This is a genomic window from Pseudomonas sp. 30_B, from assembly GCF_017491605.1.
Taxonomy (GTDB): domain Bacteria; phylum Pseudomonadota; class Gammaproteobacteria; order Pseudomonadales; family Pseudomonadaceae; genus Pseudomonas.
Genome location: NZ_JAFGYY010000010.1, coordinates 49,667 through 71,562, shown reverse-complemented (window position 1 = coordinate 71,562; position 21,896 = coordinate 49,667). Strand labels below are relative to the sequence as shown.

Annotated in this window: 19 protein-coding genes and 1 other RNA gene; 13 read left to right on the top strand and 7 right to left on the bottom strand. The window is 66.6% G+C overall.

Features of this window, described 5'->3' with window-relative positions; all coding sequences use genetic code 11:
- The first annotated feature begins 18 nt into the window (after positions 1-18).
- From J5M67_RS13040 to J5M67_RS13025, 4 genes are all read left to right on the top strand, one after another.
- Positions 19-1,053, top strand: coding sequence for an extracellular solute-binding protein (locus tag J5M67_RS13040; protein WP_207885753.1), 1,035 nt, complete (start codon positions 19-21; stop codon positions 1,051-1,053).
- 213 nt (positions 1,054-1,266) lie between these two features.
- The gene (locus tag J5M67_RS13035) at positions 1,267-2,724 is read left to right on the top strand and encodes an amidase (RefSeq protein WP_207885752.1); all 1,458 of its coding nucleotides are present in this window, start codon (positions 1,267-1,269) and stop codon (positions 2,722-2,724) included.
- 28 nt (positions 2,725-2,752) lie between these two features.
- Positions 2,753-4,072, top strand: coding sequence for a malonyl-CoA decarboxylase (locus J5M67_RS13030; protein WP_207885751.1), 1,320 nt, complete (start codon positions 2,753-2,755; stop codon positions 4,070-4,072).
- Positions 4,073-4,081: 9 nt separating this feature from the next.
- The gene (locus J5M67_RS13025) at positions 4,082-5,605 is read left to right on the top strand and encodes a malonyl-CoA synthase (RefSeq protein WP_207885750.1); all 1,524 of its coding nucleotides are present in this window, start codon (positions 4,082-4,084) and stop codon (positions 5,603-5,605) included.
- 574 nt (positions 5,606-6,179) lie between these two features.
- On the opposite strand, the gene J5M67_RS13020 is transcribed toward J5M67_RS13025, so the two are convergent.
- Positions 6,180-7,157 (bottom strand): NADPH:quinone oxidoreductase family protein, encoded by a 978-nt coding sequence (locus J5M67_RS13020; protein WP_207885749.1) that lies wholly within the window; start codon positions 7,155-7,157, stop codon positions 6,180-6,182.
- 199 nt (positions 7,158-7,356) lie between these two features.
- Here J5M67_RS13020 and J5M67_RS13015 point away from each other — a divergent pair, with 199 nt between their 5' ends.
- From J5M67_RS13015 to J5M67_RS13000, 4 genes are all read left to right on the top strand, one after another.
- Positions 7,357-7,719, top strand: coding sequence for a flagellar basal body-associated protein FliL (locus tag J5M67_RS13015; protein WP_243434655.1), 363 nt, complete (start codon positions 7,357-7,359; stop codon positions 7,717-7,719).
- Between the two features lie 145 nt (positions 7,720-7,864).
- Complete coding sequence (locus tag J5M67_RS13010) at positions 7,865-8,938, top strand: HlyD family secretion protein (RefSeq protein ID WP_207885747.1); 1,074 nt, start codon at positions 7,865-7,867, stop codon at positions 8,936-8,938.
- Positions 8,935-11,670 carry a ribosome-associated ATPase/putative transporter RbbA gene (rbbA, locus tag J5M67_RS13005; protein WP_207885746.1) on the top strand — a complete coding sequence of 912 codons (2,736 nt, stop codon included), beginning with the start codon at positions 8,935-8,937 and terminating at the stop codon, positions 11,668-11,670. The genes J5M67_RS13010 and rbbA overlap by 4 nt, the downstream gene beginning before the upstream one ends.
- Before the next feature lies 1 nt (position 11,671).
- A complete protein-coding gene (locus J5M67_RS13000) occupies positions 11,672-12,796 on the top strand; it encodes an ABC transporter permease (protein WP_207885745.1) in 1,125 nt (374 codons plus the stop codon).
- A 103-nt stretch (positions 12,797-12,899) separates the two neighbouring features.
- Here J5M67_RS13000 and J5M67_RS12995 read toward each other — a convergent pair whose 3' ends face one another.
- Together J5M67_RS12995 and J5M67_RS12990 are read right to left on the bottom strand one after the other, a co-directional pair.
- Positions 12,900-14,738: a diguanylate cyclase gene (locus J5M67_RS12995; protein ID WP_207885744.1), complete on the bottom strand. Its 1,839-nt coding sequence runs from the start codon at positions 14,736-14,738 to the stop codon at positions 12,900-12,902.
- Positions 14,739-14,823: 85 nt separating this feature from the next.
- Positions 14,824-15,285 (bottom strand): EVE domain-containing protein, encoded by a 462-nt coding sequence (locus tag J5M67_RS12990; protein ID WP_207885743.1) that lies wholly within the window; start codon positions 15,283-15,285, stop codon positions 14,824-14,826.
- Positions 15,286-15,611: 326 nt separating this feature from the next.
- Between J5M67_RS12990 and J5M67_RS29770 the strand changes: the two genes are divergently transcribed.
- Positions 15,612-15,743: a hypothetical protein gene (locus J5M67_RS29770; protein ID WP_279381568.1), complete on the top strand. Its 132-nt coding sequence runs from the start codon at positions 15,612-15,614 to the stop codon at positions 15,741-15,743.
- Here the strand turns inward: J5M67_RS29770 and J5M67_RS12985 are convergent.
- The 4 genes from J5M67_RS12985 to J5M67_RS12970 form a co-directional block, all read right to left on the bottom strand.
- Entirely contained in the window at positions 15,731-16,384 is a 654-nt protein-coding gene (locus tag J5M67_RS12985; protein WP_207885742.1) for a 5-formyltetrahydrofolate cyclo-ligase, read from the bottom strand. The genes J5M67_RS29770 and J5M67_RS12985 overlap by 13 nt on opposite strands.
- A 9-nt stretch (positions 16,385-16,393) precedes the next feature.
- Positions 16,394-16,572, bottom strand: a non-coding RNA gene (ssrS, locus tag J5M67_RS12980) — 6S RNA.
- A gap of 32 nt (positions 16,573-16,604) precedes the next feature.
- On the bottom strand, positions 16,605-16,919 hold the full coding sequence (locus J5M67_RS12975) for a cell division protein ZapA (protein ID WP_152219347.1): 315 nt from the start codon (positions 16,917-16,919) through the stop codon (positions 16,605-16,607).
- Positions 16,916-17,125: a TIGR02449 family protein gene (locus J5M67_RS12970; protein WP_207885741.1), complete on the bottom strand. Its 210-nt coding sequence runs from the start codon at positions 17,123-17,125 to the stop codon at positions 16,916-16,918. The genes J5M67_RS12975 and J5M67_RS12970 overlap by 4 nt, the downstream gene beginning before the upstream one ends.
- A gap of 185 nt (positions 17,126-17,310) precedes the next feature.
- On the opposite strand from J5M67_RS12970, the gene J5M67_RS12965 reads away from it, so the two are divergent.
- The 4 genes from J5M67_RS12965 to J5M67_RS12950 are packed head-to-tail and all read left to right on the top strand — an operon-like array spanning position 17,311 to position 21,638.
- Positions 17,311-17,865: a UPF0149 family protein gene (locus J5M67_RS12965; protein WP_207885740.1), complete on the top strand. Its 555-nt coding sequence runs from the start codon at positions 17,311-17,313 to the stop codon at positions 17,863-17,865.
- Positions 17,866-17,874: 9 nt separating this feature from the next.
- Positions 17,875-19,209: a Xaa-Pro aminopeptidase gene (pepP, locus tag J5M67_RS12960; RefSeq protein WP_207885739.1), complete on the top strand. Its 1,335-nt coding sequence runs from the start codon at positions 17,875-17,877 to the stop codon at positions 19,207-19,209.
- 1 nt (position 19,210) lies between these two features.
- Positions 19,211-20,395, top strand: a complete 1,185-nt coding sequence (gene ubiH, locus J5M67_RS12955) for a 2-octaprenyl-6-methoxyphenyl hydroxylase (RefSeq protein WP_207885738.1) — start codon at positions 19,211-19,213, stop codon at positions 20,393-20,395.
- Positions 20,396-20,420: 25 nt separating this feature from the next.
- On the top strand, positions 20,421-21,638 hold the full coding sequence (locus J5M67_RS12950; RefSeq protein WP_207885737.1) for a 2-octaprenyl-3-methyl-6-methoxy-1,4-benzoquinol hydroxylase: 1,218 nt from the start codon (positions 20,421-20,423) through the stop codon (positions 21,636-21,638).
- Positions 21,639-21,896 lie beyond the last annotated feature (258 nt).

Sequence of the window (21,896 nt, the reverse complement as noted above, 5' to 3'; positions counted from 1 at the left end):
CCACTTCCGGAGAATAAGATGAGCAAACTGATCGCTGCTGTAGGCGCCACCCTGACACTGGGCCTGGTGGCCCAGGTGCACGCCGCCGAACAACTGAACGTCGTCAGCTGGAGCGGCTACTTCACGCCGCAGATCCTGGAGAAGTTCGAGAAGGAAACCGGCATCAAGGTGACCGTGGATTCCTACGACTCCAACGAGACCCTGCTGGCCAAGCTCAAGCAAGGCGGCACCGGCTACGACGTGGCCATCCCCTCGCACCAGTTCATCCCGATCCTGGTGAAGGAGAAGCTGCTGGAACGCTTCGATCCCGTCAGCCAGCCGTACTACGCCAACCTCGTGGACAACCTGAAGAAGCCCACCTGGGACCCGGAAGGCGCCTACTCGGTGCCCTTCATCTGGGGCACCACCAGCGTGGTGCTGGACACCGCCAAGTACAGCGGCCCGATGGACAGCTACTCGGTGCTGTTCACCCCGCCCAAGGAGCTGCAGGGCAAGATCAACATGCTGGACTCCTCCAGCGACGTGATCGACACCGCCAGCCTCTACCTGGGCATCCCGCTGTGCAGCGAGGACCCCAAGCAGATGCAGCAGGTACTGACCCTGCTGAAGAACCAGAAGCCCTTCGTGAAGACCTACAGCTCCAAGGCGGGCTCGATCCGCGAGAACCTGGCCTCGGGCGAAGTCGACATGTCGATGTTCTGGGGCGGCTCGTCGATGCGCGCGCGTGAGATGAAGCCGAGCCTGAAGTACCTCTACCCGAAAGAAGGCGTGACCGCCTGGGTGGACAACCTGGTGATCCCGGCCGGCGCCAAGCACCCGGACAGCGCCAAGAAGTTCATCGCCTTCCTCAGCAAGCCCGAGAACTCGGCGATGACCCAGAACTTCCTCAAGCACCAGAGCCCGATCAAGGGCGTGGAACCCTTCCTCGATGCCGGCCTGAAGGATGCGCCTGAGCTGCATATCCCCGAAGGCACCAAGGTGGTGTTCAGCCAGACCTGCGGCGAAGGCGCGATCCGCCTGGCCGACCGTGTCTGGACCAACCTGATGCGCTGAGTGCGTTAGCTGGACCCCCGCGTTCGCGGGGGAGACGGGGAGTGGTGAGCGTGGTGCTTCCAGGCGCCAGGGCACCGCTCGCCCCGACGAGACGCGCTGCGAATGAGCGCAGCGCTGTCTTTCCCTGAGCGTCGGCATGCCTGGCGCCCGCACTGTCCGTGATCCGTCATCCCTGCGAACGCAGGGATCCAGTAGAACGCAAGGCAACGCCGTATGAGCCAGAACCCGCACAACGAAATCGTCCAGCTCCAGGCCCACGAACTGGCCGAGCGTATCCGCCTGCGCCAGGTGTCCTGCCGCGAAGTGATGCAGGCGCACCTGGCGCAGATCGAGCGCTACAACCCGGCGGTCAACGCCATCATCAGCCAGCAGCCTAGCGAAACCCTGCTCGCCGAGGCCGACCAGCGCGACGCCGAACTGGCCCGTGGCGAGTACCGTGGCTGGATGCACGGTCTACCCCACGCGGTGAAGGACCTCTCGCTGACCAAGGGCATCCGCACCACCCTCGGCTCGCCGCTGTACCGCGATTACCTGCCCGAGCGCGACGGCATCATGGTCGAGCGCATCAAGGCGGCCGGCGCGATCATCATCGGCAAGACCAACACCCCGGAATTCGGCCTCGGCTCGCACAGCTACAACCCGATCTTCGGTGCCACCGGCTGCGCCTACGCGCCGGACCGCACCGCCGGCGGCAGCAGCGGCGGCGCGGCGGCGGCCCTGGCGCTGCAGATGGTCCCGGTGGCCGACGGCAGCGACATGATGGGCTCGCTGCGCAACCCGGCGGCCTTCAACAACATCGTCGGCTTCCGTCCGTCCCAGGGCCGCGTGCCCTTCGACGACAGCGCCGACCTGTTCATCGACCAGCTCGGCTACGAAGGCCCCATGGGCCGCAGCGTGCGTGACGTGGCGCTGCTGCTGTCGGTGCAGGCCGGCTTCGATGCCCGCGCGCCGCTGTCCATCGCCGAATCCGGCGAGCAGTTCGCCGGCAGCCTGGAGCGCGACTTCAAGGGCGCGCGCCTGGGCTGGCTGGGCGACCTCGGCGGCCATCTGCCGATGGAACGCGGCGTGCTGGAGCTGTGCCGCAAGGCCTTCGCCGACTTCGAAGCCATCGGCTGCCACGTCGAAGACACCGCCATGGGCTTCTCCGCCGAACGCCTGTGGGATACCTGGCGCACCCTACGTCACTGGATGGTCGCCGGCTCCCTGGGCGCGACCTACGCCGACCCGGCCAAGCGCGAGCTGCTCAAGCCCGAGGCGATCTGGGAGATCGAGAACGGCCTGAAGCTCTCGGCCGTCGAGGTGTTCCGCGCCTCCGCCGCGCGCAGCGACTGGTACCGCGCCATCAGCCAGTTGTTCGAGCGCTACGATTACCTGCTGCTGCCCAGCGCCCAGGTGTTCCCGTTCGACAAGACCTGGGACTGGCCGAAGGAAATTGCCGGCAAGTCCATGGACACCTACCACCGCTGGATGGAGGTGGTGATCCCCGGCACCCTGTCCGGTTGCCCGGTGATCAACGTCCCGGTCGGCTTCAATGAACAGGGCCTGCCCATGGGCCTGCAGATCATCGGCAGGCACCAGGCCGACATGGCCGTGCTGCAACTGGCTCATGCCTACGAGCAGGCCTCGCGCTGGTACCAGCGCTGCCCGCCGCCGCTGTTGAAGGGCGACTGACCCACTTAGCCACACGTGAGGGGGACGCATGAATATCAGCTTCTTCCAGGAACTGCTTCAAAGCATCACCGAGCGCGGCCGGCAGCTGCTGGAATCGCGCGAGCCGGCGCCGGGCAATGCCCAGGCGCTGGCGCAGGCTTGCCACAAGCTGGTTTCCAGTCACGGCGAAGCCTCGGGCGTCGCCCTGGCGCAGCAGGTGCTGTGCGCCTACCGGGATTGCCCGCAGGACCAGCAGAAAGCCTTCTTCGACATCCTGCTGAAGGACTTCGCGCCGCCCCATGACGCACTGGCGCAAGCCTGCCAGCGCTACCTCGACGATCCGTCGTCGGCCAACACCACGGCGCTGTTCCAGGCCAGCGAACCGCCGCGCCAGGAACTGTTCCGCCGCCTCAACCAGGCCCCCGGCGGCACCGCCGAACTGATCGCCATGCGCCGCCTGCTGCTGCAGGAGCTCAAGGCCAGGCCGGAGCTCGCGGCGGTCGACCACGACCTGCAGCACCTGCTGGCGTCCTGGTTCAATCGGGGCTTTCTGGTATTGCGTCGGATCGACTGGTCGACGCCGGCGTCGATCCTGGAAAAGATCATCAAGTACGAAGCCGTCCACGCCATCAAGGACTGGGACGACCTGCGCAGCCGCCTGCAGCCGGCCGACCGCCGCTGCTTCGCCTTCTTCCACCCGGCCCTGGCCGACGAGCCGCTGATCTTCGTCGAGGTGGCGCTGACCCGCGCAATGCCCGGTGCAATCGCCGACATTCTTGAGGCCAAGCCAGAAGCGCATCCGGCGGAGGAGCCGGACACCGCGGTGTTCTATTCCATCAGCAACTGCCAGGACGGCCTGCGTGGCATCTCCTTCGGCAACTTCCTGATCAAGCAGGTGGTGGAGGAACTGGCGCGGGAGATACCCGGCCTGCGCCAGTTCGTCACCCTGTCGCCGGTGCCCGGCTTCCGCCGCTGGCTCGACAGCCTGGGCGACGACCCGCAACTGGGCGCGGCCGCCGCCGAGCTGCTCAAGGCGCTCAAGCCCGACGCAGCGCCACCGCCGCGCACGGAACAGCCGTTGCTGGCGCTGGCCGCTGAATACTTCCTGCACGCCAGGAACGGCGGCGGCCTGCCGCTGGACCCGGTGGCGCGCTTCCACCTGGGCAACGGCGCCCGCCTGGAGCGCCTGAACTGGCGCGGCGACCTCTCCGCCAGTGGTCTGCGCCAGGCCGCCGGGCTGATGGTCAATTACCGCTACGAACTGCGTCAGATCGAAAAGAACCACGAAGCCTACGCCAACCAGGGCGCTGTCACGGCCTCTCCCGAGGTTCGCAAACTGGCCACCCTGTCAGCGAAAACGAAACGCTAGGACCCGCACATGAACCAGAGTCTTTTCGCCGAAGTCGGCAAACACCTGCCCAGCGACCTTTCCAAGCCCTTCATCCGCACCCCGGACGGCGGCGGCTACAGCTACGCCGACATGCTGCGCAGCACCTCGCAGTTCGCCCACGCGCTGGTGGAGCTCGGCGTGCAGCCGGGCGACCGCGTCGCCGTGCAGGTCGACAAGAGCCCCGAGACGGTGATGCTCTACCTCGCCGTATTGCGCGTCGGCGCGGTCTACCTGCCGCTCAACAGCGGCTACACCGGGGAGGAGCTGCGCTACTTCCTCGACGACGCCGAGCCGTCGCTGTTCGTCTGCGCCCCGACCTTCGAGGCCCAGGCCCGCGAGCTGGCGAAGGTCAGCGGCGTGGCCCACGTGGAGACCCTGGGCGACGCCGGCAACGGCTCGCTGATGGAGCGGGTGCAGGGCAAGCCGGGGCGCTTCGCCGACGTCGAGCGCGCCGCCTCCGATCTCGCCGCGATCCTCTACACCTCCGGCACCACCGGGCGCTCCAAGGGTGCGATGATCAGCCACGGCAACCTGGTCTCCAATGCCCGCGCGCTGGTGGATTACTGGAAGATCAGCGCGGACGACTGGCTGCTCCATGCGTTGCCGATCTTCCACATCCACGGCCTGTTCGTCGCCTGCAACAGCCTGCTGATGGCCGGCGGCTCGATGCTCTTCCTGAGCAAGTTCGACGCTGCGCAGATGCTCAAGCTACTGCCGCTGGTGAACCTGCTGATGGGCGTGCCGACCTTCTACACCCGCCTGCTCGACCAGCCGGGCCTGACCCGCGAGGCGGTGGCGCACATGCGCCTGTTCATCTCCGGTTCCGCGCCGCTCACCGCCGAGACCCACAAGGCCTTCTCCGAGCGTACCGGCATGGCCATCCTCGAACGCTACGGCATGACCGAGACCGGCATGAACACCTCCAACCCGCTGGACGGCGAGCGCATCGCCGGTACCGTCGGTTTTCCGCTGCCGGGCGTCGAACTGCGCATCACCGATCCGGCCAAGGCCGAGCCGACGCTGCTGCCCCAGGGCGAACCGGGGATGATCGAAGTGCGCGGGCCGAACGTGTTCCAGGGCTACTGGCGGATGCCGGAGAAGACCGCCGAGGAGCTGCGCGCGGACGGCTACTTCATGACCGGCGACATCGGTTTCGTCGACGAGCGTGGCTACGTGCAGATCGTCGGCCGCAACAAGGACATGATCATCAGCGGCGGCTTCAACGTGTATCCGAAGGAGCTGGAAGAGATCCTCGACACCCTGCCGGGCGTGGCTGAGTCGGCGGTGATCGGCGTGCCGCACCCGGACTTCGGCGAGGGCGTGACCGCCGTGCTGGTGGCCAGCAAGGGCGAGGCGCCGACCGAGGCGCAGGTACTCGCCGCCCTGGACGGCAAGCTGGCGCGCTTCAAGCAGCCCAAGCGGGTGATGGTGGTCGACGCGCTGCCGCGCAACGTGATGGGCAAGGTGCAGAAGAACGTGCTGCGCGAGCAGTTCAAGGGGCTGTATTCCTGATACTGCGCCCAACACCGGTACCCCCTTGTAGGAGCGGGCCATGCCCGCGATCGCGCGCATGGCGCGCTCCTACAGGGGGCTTCGGCGTTTGCGCTTTCGTAGGAGCGGACTTCGTCCGCGATGCTCTTGCTTCTAGTTGAGTATTTCTGCGCCGCTTCGGTGTACGCGCGAGCATCCTGTTTCGCCCCCTCGGGCGACCTTCTTTGGCAAACGACCCAAAGAAGGCAAAGGTCTTGCCCCGGACATCCGGTTTTTCGCCTAGGCGAAAAATACCCTCGTTGAAGCGAAGTTTCAGGGGCACGCGTTGACGGGCCATCCCTGGCCCGACAACGCTCTCGCGGCATCCATGCCGCTCAACCCCTGAAACTCCGCTTCAACGAGGCCTCCTGAACGGGGCACTCGGCGTGCGCGGACATTTCTCTGGAAGCCTTCTAAAAGCCAAAGCCGAGGCGATGGTGCTCTTCGTAGGAGCGAGCTTGCTCGCGAACCGCTCAACGCCGGATCGCCCCTGTAGGAGCGCACTGGAATGAAAAAGCCCCGCATCAGCGGGGCTTTTTCGTGTCGCGGGAGGCAATCAGCGAACGGTCACCACCACCTTGCCCACCGCCTTGCGCTGGCCCAGGTGATTGATCGCATCCGCTGCCTTCTCCAGCGGATAGGTCTGCGACACCAGCGGCTTGATCCTGCCCTCGGCGAACCAGGTGAACAACTGCTGGAAATTCGCCGCATTGTCCTGCGGCTGGCGCTGGGCGAAGGAGCCCCAGAACACGCCGACCAGCGACGCGCCCTTGAGCAGGGTGAGGTTGGCCGGCAGTGACGGGATGGTGCCGCTGGCAAAGCCCACCACCAGCATGCGGCCGTTCCAGGCGATGGAGCGGAAGGCCTCCTCGAACAGGTCGCCGCCCACCGGGTCGTAGATCACGTCCACGCCCTGGCCGCCGGTAATGGCCTTGAGCTGGTCCTTCAGGCTGCCTTCGCTGTAGTTGATCAGCACGTCGGCGCCGGCGGCTTTCGCCACTTCCAGCTTGGCGTCGCTGCTGGCGGCGGCGATGACTTTCGCGCCCATGGCCTTGCCGATCTCCACCGCCGCCAGGCCGACGCCGCCGGAGGCGCCGAGTACCAGCAGGGTCTCGCCCGGCTGCAGGTTGGCGCGCTGCTTGAGCGCGTGCATGGAGGTGCCGTAGGTCATGCCGAAGGCGGCGGCACTGGCGAAGTCCATGCCGTCGGGGATCGGCATCACGTTGTAGCCAGGCACCGCCACTTCCTCGGCGAAGCTGCCCCAGCCGGTCAGCGCCATCACCCGGTCGCCGGGCTTCACGTGGCTGACCTTTTCGCCCACCGTCGCGATCACGCCGGCGGCTTCGCCACCCGGCGAGAACGGGAAGGGCGGCTTGAACTGGTACTTGCCCTCGATGATCAGCGTATCGGGGAAGTTCACCCCGGCGGCGTGCACCTGCAGCAGGACTTCGTTCTTCTTCGGCTCGGGGCTGGCGATGTCTTCCAGCACCAGGGTTTCGGCGGGGCCGAAGGCTTTGCACAGCACGGCTTTCATGCGGAGTACTCCACTCTGGGTATCGGCGCAGTGTAGGAGTGCGCGCCGAGGGGGCAAATCACCATGGTCCCGGCTTATGCCCCGATATAGCTTGGGCGGCGGCGCGAGTGTGGCTATCCTTTGGACCATCGAATCCGGAGACACCGCCTTGAGAGCTTTCCTCGCCCTGTTGCTGGTCCTTTCCTTCAGCCCCTTCGTCATGGCCTCCGAGTCCGAAGAGGGCAAGGCGGAAGACGCCAACAAGCCCGTGTTCATCGACCTCACCCCGGCGCTGGTGGGCAACTACGGCAGCGGCCCGAAGCTGAAGTACTTCAAGGCCGACATCGCGCTGAAGGTCACCGGCAAGGAGGCCTCGGAGAAGGTCGAGCACCACGAGCCGCTGATTCGCAACCAGCTGGTGATGCTGTTCGCCCAGCAGACCGACGACTCCCTCGGCAGCGTCGAGGGCAAGGAGAAGCTGCGCCAGGAGGCCCTCAAGCAGGTGCAGGACGTGCTGCAGCAGGAAGAGGGGAAGCCGCTGGTGGACGAGGTCCTCTTCAACAACCTCATCGTCCAGCCCTGATCGCGGGGCTCAGGCCCCCGCCACATCTGGCGTGTAGGAAATTTCCTAGTCACGCCTGACTTGCATCAAGCCCCATTCGCCACCGATCACCGATGATCCCTTCATGATTCGCTCGAATCAGAGCGCAGCAGACGAGGATCATCGGATGACAGGAATCGCAAAAAGCTGGCGCACCCGCGGACTGATCGTGGTGGTGGCTGCCGTGCTCGCCGCGCTGGCCTGGCAGACCTTCAAGCCGACCGGCCTCCCCGAAGGCTTCGCCAGCGGCAATGGACGCATCGAGGCCACCGAAGTCGACGTGGCCACCAAGCTGCCCGGCCGCGTGGCGGAAATCCTGGTGGACGAAGGCGACTTCGTGAAAGCCGGCGACGTGGTGGCGAAGATGGACACCCAGGTGCTCCAGGCCCAGCTCGCCCAGGCCCAGGCGGAGGTGCGGCGGGCGCAGAACGCCCAGCTCACCGCCGAATCCCTGGTGGCCCAGCGCACCAGCGAGAAATCCACCGCCGAAGCCGTGGTCGCGCAACGCCAGGCGGAACTGACCGCCGCGCAGAAGCGCTTCAGCCGCACCGAGCAGTTGGTCAAACGCAATGCCCTGCCGCAGCAGCAACTGGATGACGACCGCGCGGTGATGCAGAGCGCCCAGGCCGCGCTGGCCGCATCGCGCTCGCAAGTGGTCTCGGCCCAGGCTGGCATCGCTGCCGCGCGTTCCCAGGTGATCGAGGCGCAGTCGGCCATCGAGGCCGCCACCGCGAGCACCGTGCGCCTGCAGGCGGACATCGACGACAGCCTGCTCAAGGCACCGCGCAACGGCCGCGTACAGTACCGCGTGGCGCAGCCGGGCGAAGTGCTGGCGGCCGGCGGCAAGCTGCTCAACATGGTCGACCTGGCCGACGTCTACATGACCTTCTTCCTGCCCTCGGGCCAGGCCGGCAAGGTCGAACTGGGCCAGGAAGTGCACCTGGTGATCGATGCCGTGCCGCAGTACGTGATCCCGGCGAAAGTGTCCTACGTGGCCAGCGTGGCGCAGTTCACGCCCAAGACCGTGGAGACCGCCAACGAGCGCGAGAAGCTGATGTTCCGCGTCAAGGCGCGCCTCGATCCGGGCCTGCTGGCGAAGTACATCACCTACGTGAAGACCGGCGTACCGGGCATGGCCTACCTGCGCCTCGATCCGCAGGTTGAATGGCCGGCGCAGCTGCAGATCAAGGTCCCGCAATGAACGCCGCCGACTGCGTGGCCCGTCTGGCTGGCGTCTCGCTGCGCTATGGGCAGACCCGCGCAGTGGACGACGTCACCCTGGAAATCCCGGCCAACCGCATGGTCGGCCTGATCGGCCCGGACGGCGTCGGCAAGTCCAGCCTGCTGGCGCTGCTGGCCGGCGCGCGGAAGATGCAGGACGGCGAGATCCAGGTGCTCGGCGGCGACATGCGCGACGCCCGCCACCGCCGCGCCGTGTGCCCGCGCATCGCCTACATGCCCCAGGGCCTGGGCAAGAACCTCTACCCGACGCTCTCGGTGTTCGAGAACGTCGATTTCTTCGGCCGCCTGTTCGGCCACGACAAGGCCGAGCGCGAGCGGCGCATCGCCGACCTGCTGCACAGCACGGGGCTTGCGCCCTTCGCCGAGCGCCCGGCGGGCAAGCTCTCCGGCGGCATGAAACAGAAGCTCGGACTGTGCTGCGCGCTGATCCACGATCCCGACCTGCTGATCCTCGACGAGCCCACCACCGGCGTCGACCCGCTGTCGCGCAACCAGTTCTGGGAATTGATCGCGCGCATCCGCGCCGGCCGCGAAGGCATGAGCGTGCTGGTGGCCACTGCCTACATGGAGGAGGCCGAGCGCTTCGACCACCTGGTGGCGATGGACGAGGGCAAGGTGCTCGCCACCGGCACGCCCGCCGAACTGCGCGAGCACACCGGCACGCAGAATCTCGAAGAGGCCTTCATCGCGCTGCTGCCCGAGAGCAAGCGCGCCGGGCACCACAAGCTGGTGATTCCGCCGCGCGCGCAGAATGAAGGCGCGCCGCAGATCGCCATCGAGGCCGAGGGACTGACCTGCCGCTTCGGCGATTTCGTCGCGGTGGACCGCGTCAGCTTCCGCATCGAGCGCGGGGAAATCTTCGGCTTCCTCGGCTCCAACGGCTGCGGCAAGTCCACTACCATGAAGATGCTCACCGGCCTGCTGCCGGCCAGCGAAGGGACCTGCGCGCTGTTCGGCCAGCCGGTAAACGCCAACGACATGGCCACGCGCCGGCGCGTCGGCTACATGTCCCAAGCCTTCTCGCTGTACGCCGAGCTGACGGTGCTGCAGAACCTCGAACTGCACGCGAAGCTGTTTCACCTCCCGCACGAGCAGATCGCGCCTCGCGTGCAGGAAATGCTCGAACGTTTCGATTTGGGCAAGGTGAGCAACGAGCTGCCCGACAGCCTGCCGCTGGGCATCCGCCAGCGCCTGTCGCTGGCCGTGGCGGTGATCCACAAGCCGGAAATCCTGATCCTCGACGAGCCCACCTCGGGCGTCGACCCGGTGGCCCGCGACGGCTTCTGGGAGCTGATGGTGGAGCTGTCGCGCAACGACGGCGTGACCATCTTCATCTCCACCCACTTCATGAACGAGGCCGAGCGCTGCGACCGCATCTCGCTGATGCACGCCGGCAAGGTGCTCGACAGCGACACCCCGCAGGGGCTGATCGACAAGCGCGGCCTGCCGACCCTGGAAGCCACCTTCATCGCCTATCTGGAAGAGGCCGCCGGCAGCGCGCCGGTGCCCGACGCCACTCCCGCCCCCGAGCAGCCTGCCGCGCCCACCCGCTACCAGGGCAGCGACCGCTTCAGCTGGCTGCGCCTGTTCAGCTACGCGCGCCGCGAGGCCATGGAGCTGCGCCGCGACCCGATCCGCCTGACCCTGGCGCTGCTGGGCACCGCGCTGCTGATGTTCATCATCGGCTACGGCATCAACATGGATGTCGAGGACCTCACCTACGCGGTGCTCGACCGCGACCAGACCACCACCAGCCAGGCCTATGCGCTGAACATCTCCGGCTCGCGCTATTTCATCGAGAAGGCGCCGATCCAGAACCCCGAGGAACTGGAACGGCGCCTGCGCAGCGGCGACATCAGCCTGGCCGTGGAGATACCGCCTAACTTTGGCCGCGACCTGAAGCGCGGCGCCGACCCGGCCATCGGCGTATGGATCGACGGCGCCATGCCGACCCGGGCCAACACCGTGCTCGGCTATGTGCAGGGGCTGCACGCCAGCTACCTGGCCGACCTCGCGCGGCAAAACGGCAACGCCGCCGCCAGCGCGGCGGCCAGCACCGAAGTGCGCTTCCGCTACAACCCGGACGTGGAGAGCCTCAAGGCCATGGTGCCGGCGGTGATTCCGCTGCTGCTGATCATGATCCCGGCGATGCTCACCGCCCTGGGCGTGGTGCGCGAGAAGGAGCTGGGCTCGATCACCAACCTCTACGTCACCCCGGTCACGCGCCTGGAGTTCCTGCTCGGCAAGCAGTTGCCCTACATCGGCATGGGCATGATCAACTTCGTGCTGATGCTGGCGATGGCCGTGCTGCTGTTCCAGGTGCCGCTCAAGGGCAGCTTCCTGGCGCTGCTGGTCGGCGCGTTCCTCTACGTGGTGACCAGCACCGGCCTCGGCCTGCTGCTCTCGACCTTCATGAAGAGCCAGATCGCCGCGGTGTTCGGCACCGCCATCGCCACCATGATCCCGGCGATCCAGTTCTCCGGGCTGATCCACCCGGTGTCCTCGCTGGAAGGTGCGGCGGCGGTGATCGGCCAGCTCTACCCGACCTCGCATTTCCTCATCGTCAGCCGTGGCGCCTTCTCCAAGGCGCTGGGTTTTGCCGACCTGTGGGTCTACTACCTGCCGTTGCTGGCGATGGTGGTGGTGCTGACGTTGCTCAGCGTGGCCTGCCTGAAGAAGCAGGAGGTCTGAGATGAACACGCTGGCGAACATCTTCAACCTCGGCATCAAGGAATTCCGCAGCCTGGGCCGCGACTACGCGATGCTGATCCTGATCGCCTGGGCCTTCACCCTGGGCGTCTACAGCTCGGCCACCGGCGTGCCGGAAACCCTGCACCACGCGCCGATCGCCATCGTCGACGAGGACCAGTCGCAGCTCTCCTCGCGCATCGTCAACGCCTTCCAGCCGCCGTATTTCCGGGTGCCGGAAATGATCGGCCACGCACAGATGGACCGCGGCATGGACGTCGGCCTGTACACCTTCACCCTGGACATTCCGCCGGACTTCCAGCGCGATGTGCTGGCCGGGCGGCAGCCGGCGATCCAGGTCAACGTCGATGCGACGCAGACCGGCCAGGCCTTCTCCGGCGCCGGCTACATCCAGAACATCGTCGGCACCGAGGTGCGCGAGTTCGTCAGCCGCTACCGCGCCGAAGCGGCGATGCCGGCGGAGCTGGCGGTGCGCATGGAGTTCAACCCGAACCTGACCCAGGCCTGGTTCGGCGCGGTGATGGAGGTGATCAACCAGATCACCATGCTGTCGATCATCCTCACCGGCGCCGCGCTGATCCGCGAGCGCGAGCACGGCACGGTGGAACACCTGCTGGTGATGCCGCTGACCGCCTTCGAGATCATGATGGCCAAGGTCTGGTCCATGGGCACCGTCGTGCTGGTGGCGGCGGCGATCTCGCTGCAACTGGTGGTGCGCGGCTGGCTGGACGTGCCGATCAGCGGCTCGGTGGGGCTGTTCCTGCTGGGCGCGGCGTTGCACCTGTTCGCCACCACGTCCATGGGCATCTTCCTCGGCACCGTGGCGCGCTCGATGCCGCAGCTGGGGCTGCTGGTGATCCTCACGCTGATGCCGCTGCAGATCCTCTCCGGCGGCACCACGCCGCGCGAGAGCATGCCGGAGCTGGTGCAGCACATCATGCTGGCGGCGCCGACCACCCACTTCGTCAGCCTGGCGCAGGCGATTCTCTACCGCGGCGCGGACCTGTCCATCGTCTGGCCGCAGCTGCTGGCCATCGTCGGGATCGGTGCGGCGTTCTTCTTCTGCGCCCTCTGGCGCTTCCGCCGGACCATCGGGCAGATGGCGTAGGGGCTGCTCTTCGTAGGAGCGAGCTTGCTCGCGAACCCGCTTGACTCCGGAGCTGTCGGACAGCTTGTTCGCGAGCAAGCTCGCTCCTACACAAACGCCATCCTCACTCCACCGGCCACACGCACGTCTGGTTCCGTCCCTTGCGCTTCGCCGCATACAGCGCCTGGTCCGCCTGGGCGATCAATTGGTCCGGCTCGCTGTCCTGACCAGGCTTGGCAATGGCCACGCCGATGCTGATGGTCAGTCGCCCCAGCTCTGTCGCCGGGTGGGCGATGGCCAGTTCGGCGATGTGCTGGTGCACCCGCGCGGCCACATGGGTCGCCCCATTCAGGCTGGTATCGGCGAGGATGATCACGAACTCCTCGCCACCGTAGCGGCAGGCCGCATCGCCTTCGCGCTGCAGACAGCCGCGCAGGGCCCCGGCGACCCGGCGCAGGGCGTCGTCGCCGGCCAGGTGGCCGAGGCAGTCGTTGAACAGTTTGAAGTGGTCGACGTCGAGCATCAGGATCGCCAGCGGTGAATCGGAGCGGCGCAGGCGGCGCCATTCGCTCTGCAGCTGGCGGTCGAAGTAGCGACGGTTGAACAGGCCGGTGAGGCCGTCCTGCTGCGACTGCTTCTGCAACTGGGCTTCCAGTTGCAGGCGTTCGCCATTGTCGCGGGCCACGGCGATCAGGTACTCGCGTTCGCCCTGGCGGGCCAGCTGGGTATTGATTTCCGCCGCCTGCAGGCTGCCGTCACGGCGCTGCATCTCGCGCTGGAAGATCATCGCCAGGTTCAGCCGGTTGGCCTGCTGCACCAGCTGCAGCCAGGCGAAGAAGCCGGGGATCAGCCGTTCCGGGTCGTCGCGCAGCAGCTGGCGAAAGTCCTCGGCGCTGTAGCCCAGACTGCTGTAGGTGGCGCGATTCATGTGCAGCAGCTCGCGGGTCTGCAGGTCGAAGATGAACAGGGCGTCGCGGCTGGAGTCGGTGAGGTCCAGGACCAGTTGCAGGCGCTCGCGGCTGTCGAGCAGGTGGCCCTCGATGGCCTGGCGCTGCTCGGCTTCCAGGTTGAGCAGGCGGTTGCTGGCGCTCAGCGCGGTGGCGCGGCGGGCGTTGTCCCGCGCCAGGGCGAGGGCGGCGACCAGCAGCAGGCTGATGGTCACGGCAGCGCAGAAGACAACCGTCGGCAACGGTGTGGAGAGCGACTGCACCAGCGTCGCGCTGGGGCTGAGCTCCAGCTCGAAATTGCGATTGTTCAGCAGCTGCAACGGCAGGCGCAGGGTGTCCTCGGCCCGGCTGTCCGGCTGGTCGCGGGTATAGAGCGGCTGGCCATGTTCCAGCAGGCGCACGCTGAACAACTGGTCGTCGGCCTGCTTCAGCAGATGGTCCATCAGGTTGCCGACACGGAAGATGCCTTCCATGAAACCGTCGAATATCCGCGTACCGTCTGCGCCGCGCAGGTAGACCGGTGTGTAGAGCACGAAGCCGCGCCCGCCCTGGAGCAGCTCGATGCTGTCGCTCAAGCCTGGCTTTCCGGTGTCGCGGGCGGCGATCGCAGTGGCGTAGCCGGGGCTCATCGGCGACAGCCAGTAGTTCAGCGCCACCTCGTTGCCTTCCAGAGGCTCCACCCAGCGGATGCGCAGGCCCGCATCGGCCCACTGGATCGACTGGTAGCCGGGGAAGTTGTCGATGTAGAAGCGCGCATTGAGCTCCCACTCCGAGCGCGGGATGCGCCCGTGGTGGGTCCAGATCTGCGCCAGCAGGTTCAGGCCCTGAACCTGTTCGTGCAGGTTGGCTTCCAGCTGGTGGGCGAGGGCGCGCGCCTGGTAGCTCAGGCGTTCGCGAACCCGTTGCCGCTCGCTGCTGGCCAGCTCATGGCCGAGCCAGGCACTGGCCAGCAGCAGAACACAGAGCAGGCCGCCAAGTCCGAGATAGGTGGCAAAGGAGGACTTCAGGCGATCCATGCGGTGAATTCCGAAAGCGTTCCTTACCTAATAGCACAGTGCCATCGGTCTTTCACGGCCGGCCATTTCCGGAAATGGGCTCCTATCACCGCCGGGCCAGACCCAGCACGATCTGCCACTGCTCCTCGGTCACCGGCATTACCGACAGACGGCTGCCGCGCTGCACCAGCGGCATTTCCTCGAGGCCCGCCTGGGCCCTGAGCGCGGCCAGCGGCAGCACCGACCTGAACGCCTCGACGAAGCCCACGTCGCGGGCGGTCCAGGGGTTCTTTTCCGCGCTGGCCTTGGGGTCGTGGTAATGGCTCTGCGGGTCGAGCGCAGTGGGGTCGGGGTAGGGTTCGCCTTCGATCTGCGCGATGCCGGCGATGCCCGGTTCGGGGCAGCTGGAGTGATAGAAGAAGAACAGGTCCCCCGGCTGCATGCTGCGCATGAAGTTGCGCGCCTGGTAGTTGCGTACGCCGTCCCAGCGCGCGGTCTTCAGACGCTCGAGGTCGTGGATCGAGAGTTCGTCGGGTTCGGATTTCATCAGCCAGTAAGCGCGTGCCATTCGCGAGGGCCTCCTTGTGTGTGGCGAATTTCCGGACGCGGTCGCGAGGTCCGGCCGGGGACTAAGGGTAGGTGCTTCCCCTGCGACAAGCTGCCGGCTCGCAGGAGATTTTCTGTAGGAAGAAAATGTAGGAAAACGGCATGAACCTTGCCTGAAAGTGCCCGAAGTTTTGGCAGGCGAGCCTCCTCCGACGATCGGTTGGCGTCAGAATTGCGGGAAGCTTTTCATTGTCGGAGAATGCCGCCGTTTTTAGCTTGGCCCGCCGGACGGACAAAAAACCACCGCCGGCCATCGTGGACAGTTTGCCTGGAAGGGGGAGGCAATCGATGAAACGCAAGCCTGATCTTTTGTGGGTTCTGGTAATCCTTTTCGGCCTGGGGGTCGTCACCACCGGTTACACCCAGAGCCTCTGGGAACGCCAGGGCAATATTCCTGCCCAGGTGACTCAGCAGCCGTGATTCCCCGCCGGGTGTCGCAGGGATCGCGACGCCTGTGCGAGACGGCCATACCAGCCGCCATCCGTCACCGTGCCCATCAGCGGTACGTCCCAGCTGGCCAGTTCCAGCCGATCGACTTTCTGACATTCGTGCGCCAGACCCAATAGCGTCGGTGTGTGCCAATTTTTGCGCATGCCCAGGTACGCCAGGGTGCGGTCGTAGAAGCCTTTGCCCATCCCCAGGCGTCCGCCTTGCGGGTCGAAGCCCACCAGTGGCAGCAGCAGCAGGTCCAGTGCCCAGGCAGGGCGCTGCTGGCCGCGATTGGATACCGGTTCGGCGATGCCGAAGCGGTTGCGCGTCCAGCGTTCGCCAATGCCGACGCGCTGGAAGGTCATATGGGTCTTCGGCCAGTCCGACAGCACCGGCAAGTAGGTCGCCTTGCCGCGCTTCTGCGCCGCCTTCATCAGCGGTCGTGGGTCGATCTCGCCGTCAGCCGGCAGGTACAGGGCAATGTGCTTCGCCCGGCGAAACAGCGGATGCTGCGCGAGCTGGCGGTACAGGGCCTGGGCGGCGAGGCGTTGCTGAAGGGGCGTGAGCGTGCGCCTGGCCTGGCGCAGCTGGCGGCGCAAGGCAGGGCGGGAGAGACCGTCGGAGTGGATCATGGAAGGGTAAAGCTCCCCGGACATGCCGCTGTCGGGTTAGCCCTTGAACCCGAGAGTTCAAGGTGGTGGTTGCAGTAGGCTTTAAGGCTTTCCGTCGTGCGGACATGCACACCAGCCCAACTGGCAACCCCCGTTGTTGCAATTATCGGCTCAGGGACATCACCGACTGGCAAACACACCAGGGAACGGTGTGGATTATACCCCAAGGAAATTTCCAGGGTCAGACTTCACCCGGTTCCTTATCGGTGGTAAGGGCACGGTCCACGCGCTCGAGCAGTTCGCGCACGCGCTCGCGAGTGGAGCTGGAGTCGTGGTCCTGGCGCTCCTGCTTGTGCAGCAGGTCGTGGGTGATGTTCAGCGCGGCCATCACCGCCACGCGGTCGGCGCCGATCACTTTGCCGCTGGAACGGATCTCGCGCATCTTGCTGTCGAGATAGCGCGCGGCGCTTTCCAGGTTGACGCGCTCGTCCGGAGGGCAGGCGATGCAGTACTCCTTGTCGAGGATTTGAACGTTCAGGGTATTCGACTGGCTCATGAGTCCTGCTCCAGGGCTTTAAGACGCAAAATCATCGCTTCGACCTTCTGCCGAGCCAATTCGTTCTTCTCGATCAGATGGGCGCGTTCTTCCCGCCAGCTTTTCTCGTTCGCCCGCAGCAGCCGGTTCTCGGCCTTGAGCTGCTCCAGGCGCTGGAGCAGCTGGTCGAACTTGGCGATCAGCGCGTGCAGGTCGGCGTCTTCCATGGGTTCTCGCTTGGCTCTTCAGACTGAGAATGGGAGTGACCGCAGACTATATAGGACCGCTGTGGGGGCGGGTCAACGCGGCGACCCGTTACATGGTCTTGCACCGGGCGGCGGTGCTAGGATACGGGACCACATTCTATGCGCGGCGCCCGATGGCGCCTAGCTGCCTTACCCCGGGTTCGATCATGTCCACGTCAAGTTCCGCCTATTCCGCCTTTGCCACCCTGCTCGCCGAGGCCGCCCTGCCGATTTCTCCCGCCGAACTGCACGGCCATCTGCTCGGCCGCGTCTGCGCGGGTTCCGGTTTCGACCAGGACGAATGGCTGCAGGCCGCGGGTGAACTGCTCGGCGGCGAGCCGGGCGAGCGCCTGGGCGCGGCCCTGGGTGGCCTGCTGGGCATGGTCCAGCAGGACTTCAGCGCCGGCGAGATGGCCGTGGTGCTGATGCTGCCCAACGACGACGCGCCGCTGGCCGAGCGCGCCGCGGCCCTGGGCCAGTGGTGCCAGGGCTTCCTCGCCGGCTTCGGCCTGGCGCTGCGTTCCCCCAGCCTGTCGGATGAAGCCGACGAAGTGCTGCAGGACATCGCTGCCATCGCCCAGGTCCAGGGCGCGCTGGAAGATTCCGAAGACGGCGAGGCCGACTATATGGAAGTGCAGGAGTACCTGCGCGTCGCCCCGCTGCTGCTGTTCTCCGAATTCGGCAAGGTGCCGGCACCGGCCGAGAAACCGTCCCTGCATTGAGGTTGCTGCATGATCCGTATCGCCAAGTCGGAATACGCCCGTCGGCGCAAGGCGCTGATGGCGCAGATGGAGCCCAACAGCATCGCCATTCTCCCGGCGGCGCCGATGTACATCCGCAACCGCGACGTCGAGCACGTCTACCGCCAGGACAGTGACTTCCAGTACCTCACCGGCTTCCCCGAGCCGGAAGCGGTGATGGCGCTGATTCCCGGCCGCGAGCATGGCGAGTACGTGCTGTTCTGCCGCGAGCGCGATCCGGAGCGTGAACTCTGGGACGGCCTGCGCGCCGGCCAGGACGGCGCGATCAGCGCCTTCGGCGCCGACGATGCCTTCCCCATTGGCGATATCGACGACATCCTCCCCGGCCTGATCGAAGGCCGCGACCGCGTCTACTACGCGCTGGGCGCCAACCAGGAATTCGACCGCCGGCTGATGGACTGGATCAACGTGATCCGCTCCAAGGCCCGCCAGGGCGCGCAGCCGCCGAACGAGTTCGTCGCCCTCGACCACCTGCTGCACGACCTGCGCCTGTACAAGAGCGCCGGCGAGGTGAAGGTGATGCGCTATGCCGCCGAGGTTTCCGCCGGCGCCCACGTGCGTGCCATGCAGATCTGCCGTCCGGGGCTCTACGAGTACCACCTGGAAGCCGAGCTCGACTACGCCTTCCGCAAGGGCGGGGCGAAGATGCCGGCCTACGGCTCCATCGTCGCCACCGGCCGCAACGCCTGCATCCTGCACTACCGCGAGAATGACGCGCAGATCAAGGACGGTGACCTGATCCTGATCGATGCCGGCTGCGAGATCGACTGCTACGCCAGCGACATCACCCGCACCTTCCCGGCCAATGGCACCTTCAGCCCCGAGCAGAAGGCCATCTACGAGCTGGTGCTGGAAGCCAACATGGCGGCCTTCGATTACATCGCCCCCGGCCGCCATTGGAACGAGGCCCACGAAGCCACCGTGCGGGTCATCACCGCCGGCCTGGTGAAACTCGGCCTGCTCAGCGGCGAGGTCGACGAGCTGATCGAAAGCGAAGCCTACAAGGCCTTCTACATGCACCGCGCCGGCCACTGGCTGGGCATGGACGTGCACGACGTCGGCGAATACAAGGTCGGCGGCGAATGGCGCGTGCTCGAAGTCGGTATGTCGATGACCGTCGAGCCGGGCATCTATATCGCCCCGGACAATACCGACGTGCCGAAGAAATGGCGCGGCATCGGCGTGCGCATCGAGGACGACGTGGTGGTGACCAAGACCGGCTGCGAAATCCTGACCAACGGTGTGCCAAAGACCGTTGCCGAGATCGAGGCGCTGATGGCGCAAGCCAAGGTCCAGGCCGCCTGACATGCACCGTACGCAACTGGCCATCATCGGTGGCGGACTGGTCGGCGCGAGCCTGGCGCTGATTCTCCAGGCTGGTGCCCGCGAGCGAGGCTGGCGGATCGTGCTGGTCGAGCCCTTCGCCCCCGGCGATGCCTACCAGCCCAGTTACGACGCGCGCTCCTCCGCGCTGTCTTTCGGCAGCCGGCAGATCTACGAGCGCCTGGGACTCTGGCAGCAGATCGCCCAGCGCGCCGAGCCGATCTCGCAGATTCACGTCTCCGACCGTGGCCGCTTCGGCTCCGCCCGTCTGACTGCGGTGGAAGAGGGCGTTCCGGCCCTCGGCTACGTGGTGGAGAACGCCTGGCTCGGCCAGTGCCTGTGGCACGCGCTGGACCCGGAGGTGGTGAGCTGGCGCTGCCCCGCCGAAGTGCGGCGGATGGAAGCGCTGGGCGATGGCTACCGCCTGACCCTGGACGACGACACGCAGCTGGACTGCGACCTCGCCGTGCTGGCCGACGGCGGCCGCTCCGGACTGCGCGAGCAGTTGGGGATCAACGTGCGCGCCTCGTCCTACGGACAGACCGCGCTGATTGCCAATGTCAGCCCGTCCGAGTCCCATCGCGGCCAGGCTTTCGAACGCTTTACCGAGAACGGCCCGCTGGCCCTGCTGCCCTTGCCGGATAACCGCTGTGCGCTGGTCTGGACCCGCAACGGCCGCGATGCCGAGCGCCTGCGCGAACTGTCCGATGCAGCCTTCCTCGCCGAGTTGCAGGACGCCTTCGGTTATCGCCTGGGTGCCTTCCGTCAGGTTGGGGCGCGCCATGGCTATCCGCTGAGCCTGATTGAGGCCGAAGAGCAGATTCGCCCGCACCTGGTGGTGCTGGGCAACGCCGCCCACAGCCTGCACCCGATTGCCGGGCAGGGCTTCAACCTGTCGCTGCGCGATGCCCAGGCCCTGGGCGACCGGCTGCTGCAGGAAGAGGCCGCGCCGGGCGATTTCGCCGTGCTGCAACGCTATCTGGACGGCCAGCGCCTGGACCAGCAGATGACCGTCGGTTTTTCCGACCGCGTCACCCGCCTGTTCTCCAACGCCCAGCCGCTGCTCGCCACCGGCCGCAACCTGGGGCTGCTCGGCCTCGACCTGCTGCCGCCGGCCAAGCGCTGGTTCGCCCGCCAGGCCATGGGCCTGGGCGCCCGCCCGGTGTGACAGCCCCCAGCCATAAGGAAATTCGATGCACGCGGATCTGGTAATAGTCGGCGCGGGAATGGTCGGCAGCGCCCTGGCCCTGGCCCTGGAAGGCAGCGGCCTGGACATCCTGCTGCTGGATGGCAGCCCGCTGAGCGTCAAACCGTTCGACCGCGAGGCGCCTTTCGAGCCGCGCGTCAGCGCCCTGTCCGAGGCCAGCCGGCGCATCCTCCAGCGCCTGCACGCCTGGGACGGCATCGCCGCGCGTCGCGCCGAACCTTATCGCGAAATGCAGGTGTGGGACGGCTCCGGCACCGGGCAGATCCACTTCAGCGCCGCCAGCGTGCACGCCGAAGTGCTCGGCCATATCGTCGAGAACCGCGTGGTGCAGGATGCTCTGCTGGATCGCCTGCATGACTCCGCCCTCGGCCTGCTGCCCGGCGCCCGTCTTGAACAGCTTCGCCATTCCGGCGACGACTGGCTGCTGACCCTGGCCGATGGCCGGGAAATCCGCACGCCGCTGGTGATCGCCGCCGACGGTGCCAACTCCGCCGTGCGCCGCCTGGCTGGCTGCGCCACCCGCGAGTGGGATTACCTGCACCACGCCATCGTCACCAGCGTGCGCTGCGAGAAGCCGCACCTGGCGACTGCCTGGCAGCGCTTCACCGACGACGGCCCGCTGGCCTTCCTGCCGCTGGCGAAGGAGGGCGATGCGCACTGGTGCTCGATCGTCTGGTCGACCACGCCGGAGCAGGCTGAAAAGATCATGGCGCTGGACGACGACGGCTTCCGCGCCGCGTTGGGACGGGCCTTCGAATACCGCCTGGGCGCTATCGAACATGCCGACCGCCGTCTGTGCATTCCGCTGCGCCAGCGCCACGCCAAGCGCTATGTGGAACCGGGGCTGGCGCTGATCGGCGACGCTGCGCACACCATCCACCCGCTGGCCGGGCAGGGCGTGAACCTCGGCTTCCTCGATGCCGCAGTGCTCGCCGAGGTGATCCTGCATGCCTACGAGCGCGGCGAGAACATCGCCGAAGAGCGCGTGCTGAGCCGCTACGAGCGCCGCCGGATGCCGCACAACCTGGCGATGATGGCGGCGATGGAAGGTTTCCAGCGCCTGTTCCAGGCCGACCCACTGGCGGTGCGCTGGCTGCGCAATGCCGGGCTGCGGCTGGTGGACAAGCATCACGAGGCGAAGGGCATGTTCGTGCGGCAGGCGCTGGGGCTGTCGGGGGATTTGCCGGGGCTGGCGCGAGTGTAGAAGGCAGCCTTCGGCCCCCTCACCCTAACCCTCTCCCGGAGGGAGAGGGGACTGATCGGCGTAAGCTGAATGTTCCGAGCTCGCCGGCTAACTCTTTGAGTAACCACGCACTCCGAACTGCCCCCTCTCCCTTTGGGAGAGGGCTGGGGTGAGGGGCTCTTGCTCTGTATCCCCGCGACCCCGCACCGCACCCTACCGAAACACCCCGACACACCTGCGCGACCCAATGGCAAATGCGGTTCCTTATCATTTGCGGGG

Excerpts from the sequence above, each read along its gene's own strand:
- J5M67_RS13010 (WP_207885747.1), top strand. The coding sequence starts at position 7,865 with ATGACAGGAATCGCAAAAAGCTGGCGCACCCGCGGACTGATCGTGGTG.
- ubiH (WP_207885738.1), top strand. The coding sequence starts at position 19,211 with ATGCACCGTACGCAACTGGCCATCATCGGTGGCGGACTGGTCGGCGCG.
- J5M67_RS12970 (WP_207885741.1), bottom strand. The coding sequence starts at position 17,125 with ATGGAAGACGCCGACCTGCACGCGCTGATCGCCAAGTTCGACCAGCTG.
- J5M67_RS13025 (WP_207885750.1), top strand. The coding sequence starts at position 4,082 with ATGAACCAGAGTCTTTTCGCCGAAGTCGGCAAACACCTGCCCAGCGAC.
- pepP (WP_207885739.1), top strand. The coding sequence starts at position 17,875 with ATGATCCGTATCGCCAAGTCGGAATACGCCCGTCGGCGCAAGGCGCTG.
- J5M67_RS13020 (WP_207885749.1), bottom strand. The coding sequence starts at position 7,157 with ATGAAAGCCGTGCTGTGCAAAGCCTTCGGCCCCGCCGAAACCCTGGTG.
- J5M67_RS12950 (WP_207885737.1), top strand. The coding sequence starts at position 20,421 with ATGCACGCGGATCTGGTAATAGTCGGCGCGGGAATGGTCGGCAGCGCC.
- J5M67_RS13000 (WP_207885745.1), top strand. The coding sequence starts at position 11,672 with ATGAACACGCTGGCGAACATCTTCAACCTCGGCATCAAGGAATTCCGC.
- J5M67_RS13015 (WP_243434655.1), top strand. The coding sequence starts at position 7,357 with ATGGCCTCCGAGTCCGAAGAGGGCAAGGCGGAAGACGCCAACAAGCCC.
- rbbA (WP_207885746.1), top strand. The coding sequence starts at position 8,935 with ATGAACGCCGCCGACTGCGTGGCCCGTCTGGCTGGCGTCTCGCTGCGC.
- J5M67_RS13035 (WP_207885752.1), top strand. The coding sequence starts at position 1,267 with ATGAGCCAGAACCCGCACAACGAAATCGTCCAGCTCCAGGCCCACGAA.
- J5M67_RS12965 (WP_207885740.1), top strand. The coding sequence starts at position 17,311 with ATGTCCACGTCAAGTTCCGCCTATTCCGCCTTTGCCACCCTGCTCGCC.
- J5M67_RS12990 (WP_207885743.1), bottom strand. The coding sequence starts at position 15,285 with ATGGCACGCGCTTACTGGCTGATGAAATCCGAACCCGACGAACTCTCG.
- J5M67_RS13030 (WP_207885751.1), top strand. The coding sequence starts at position 2,753 with ATGAATATCAGCTTCTTCCAGGAACTGCTTCAAAGCATCACCGAGCGC.
- J5M67_RS29770 (WP_279381568.1), top strand. The coding sequence starts at position 15,612 with ATGAAACGCAAGCCTGATCTTTTGTGGGTTCTGGTAATCCTTTTCGGC.
- J5M67_RS12985 (WP_207885742.1), bottom strand. The coding sequence starts at position 16,384 with ATGATCCACTCCGACGGTCTCTCCCGCCCTGCCTTGCGCCGCCAGCTG.
- J5M67_RS12975 (WP_152219347.1), bottom strand. The coding sequence starts at position 16,919 with ATGAGCCAGTCGAATACCCTGAACGTTCAAATCCTCGACAAGGAGTAC.
- J5M67_RS13040 (WP_207885753.1), top strand. The coding sequence starts at position 19 with ATGAGCAAACTGATCGCTGCTGTAGGCGCCACCCTGACACTGGGCCTG.
- J5M67_RS12995 (WP_207885744.1), bottom strand. The coding sequence starts at position 14,738 with ATGGATCGCCTGAAGTCCTCCTTTGCCACCTATCTCGGACTTGGCGGC.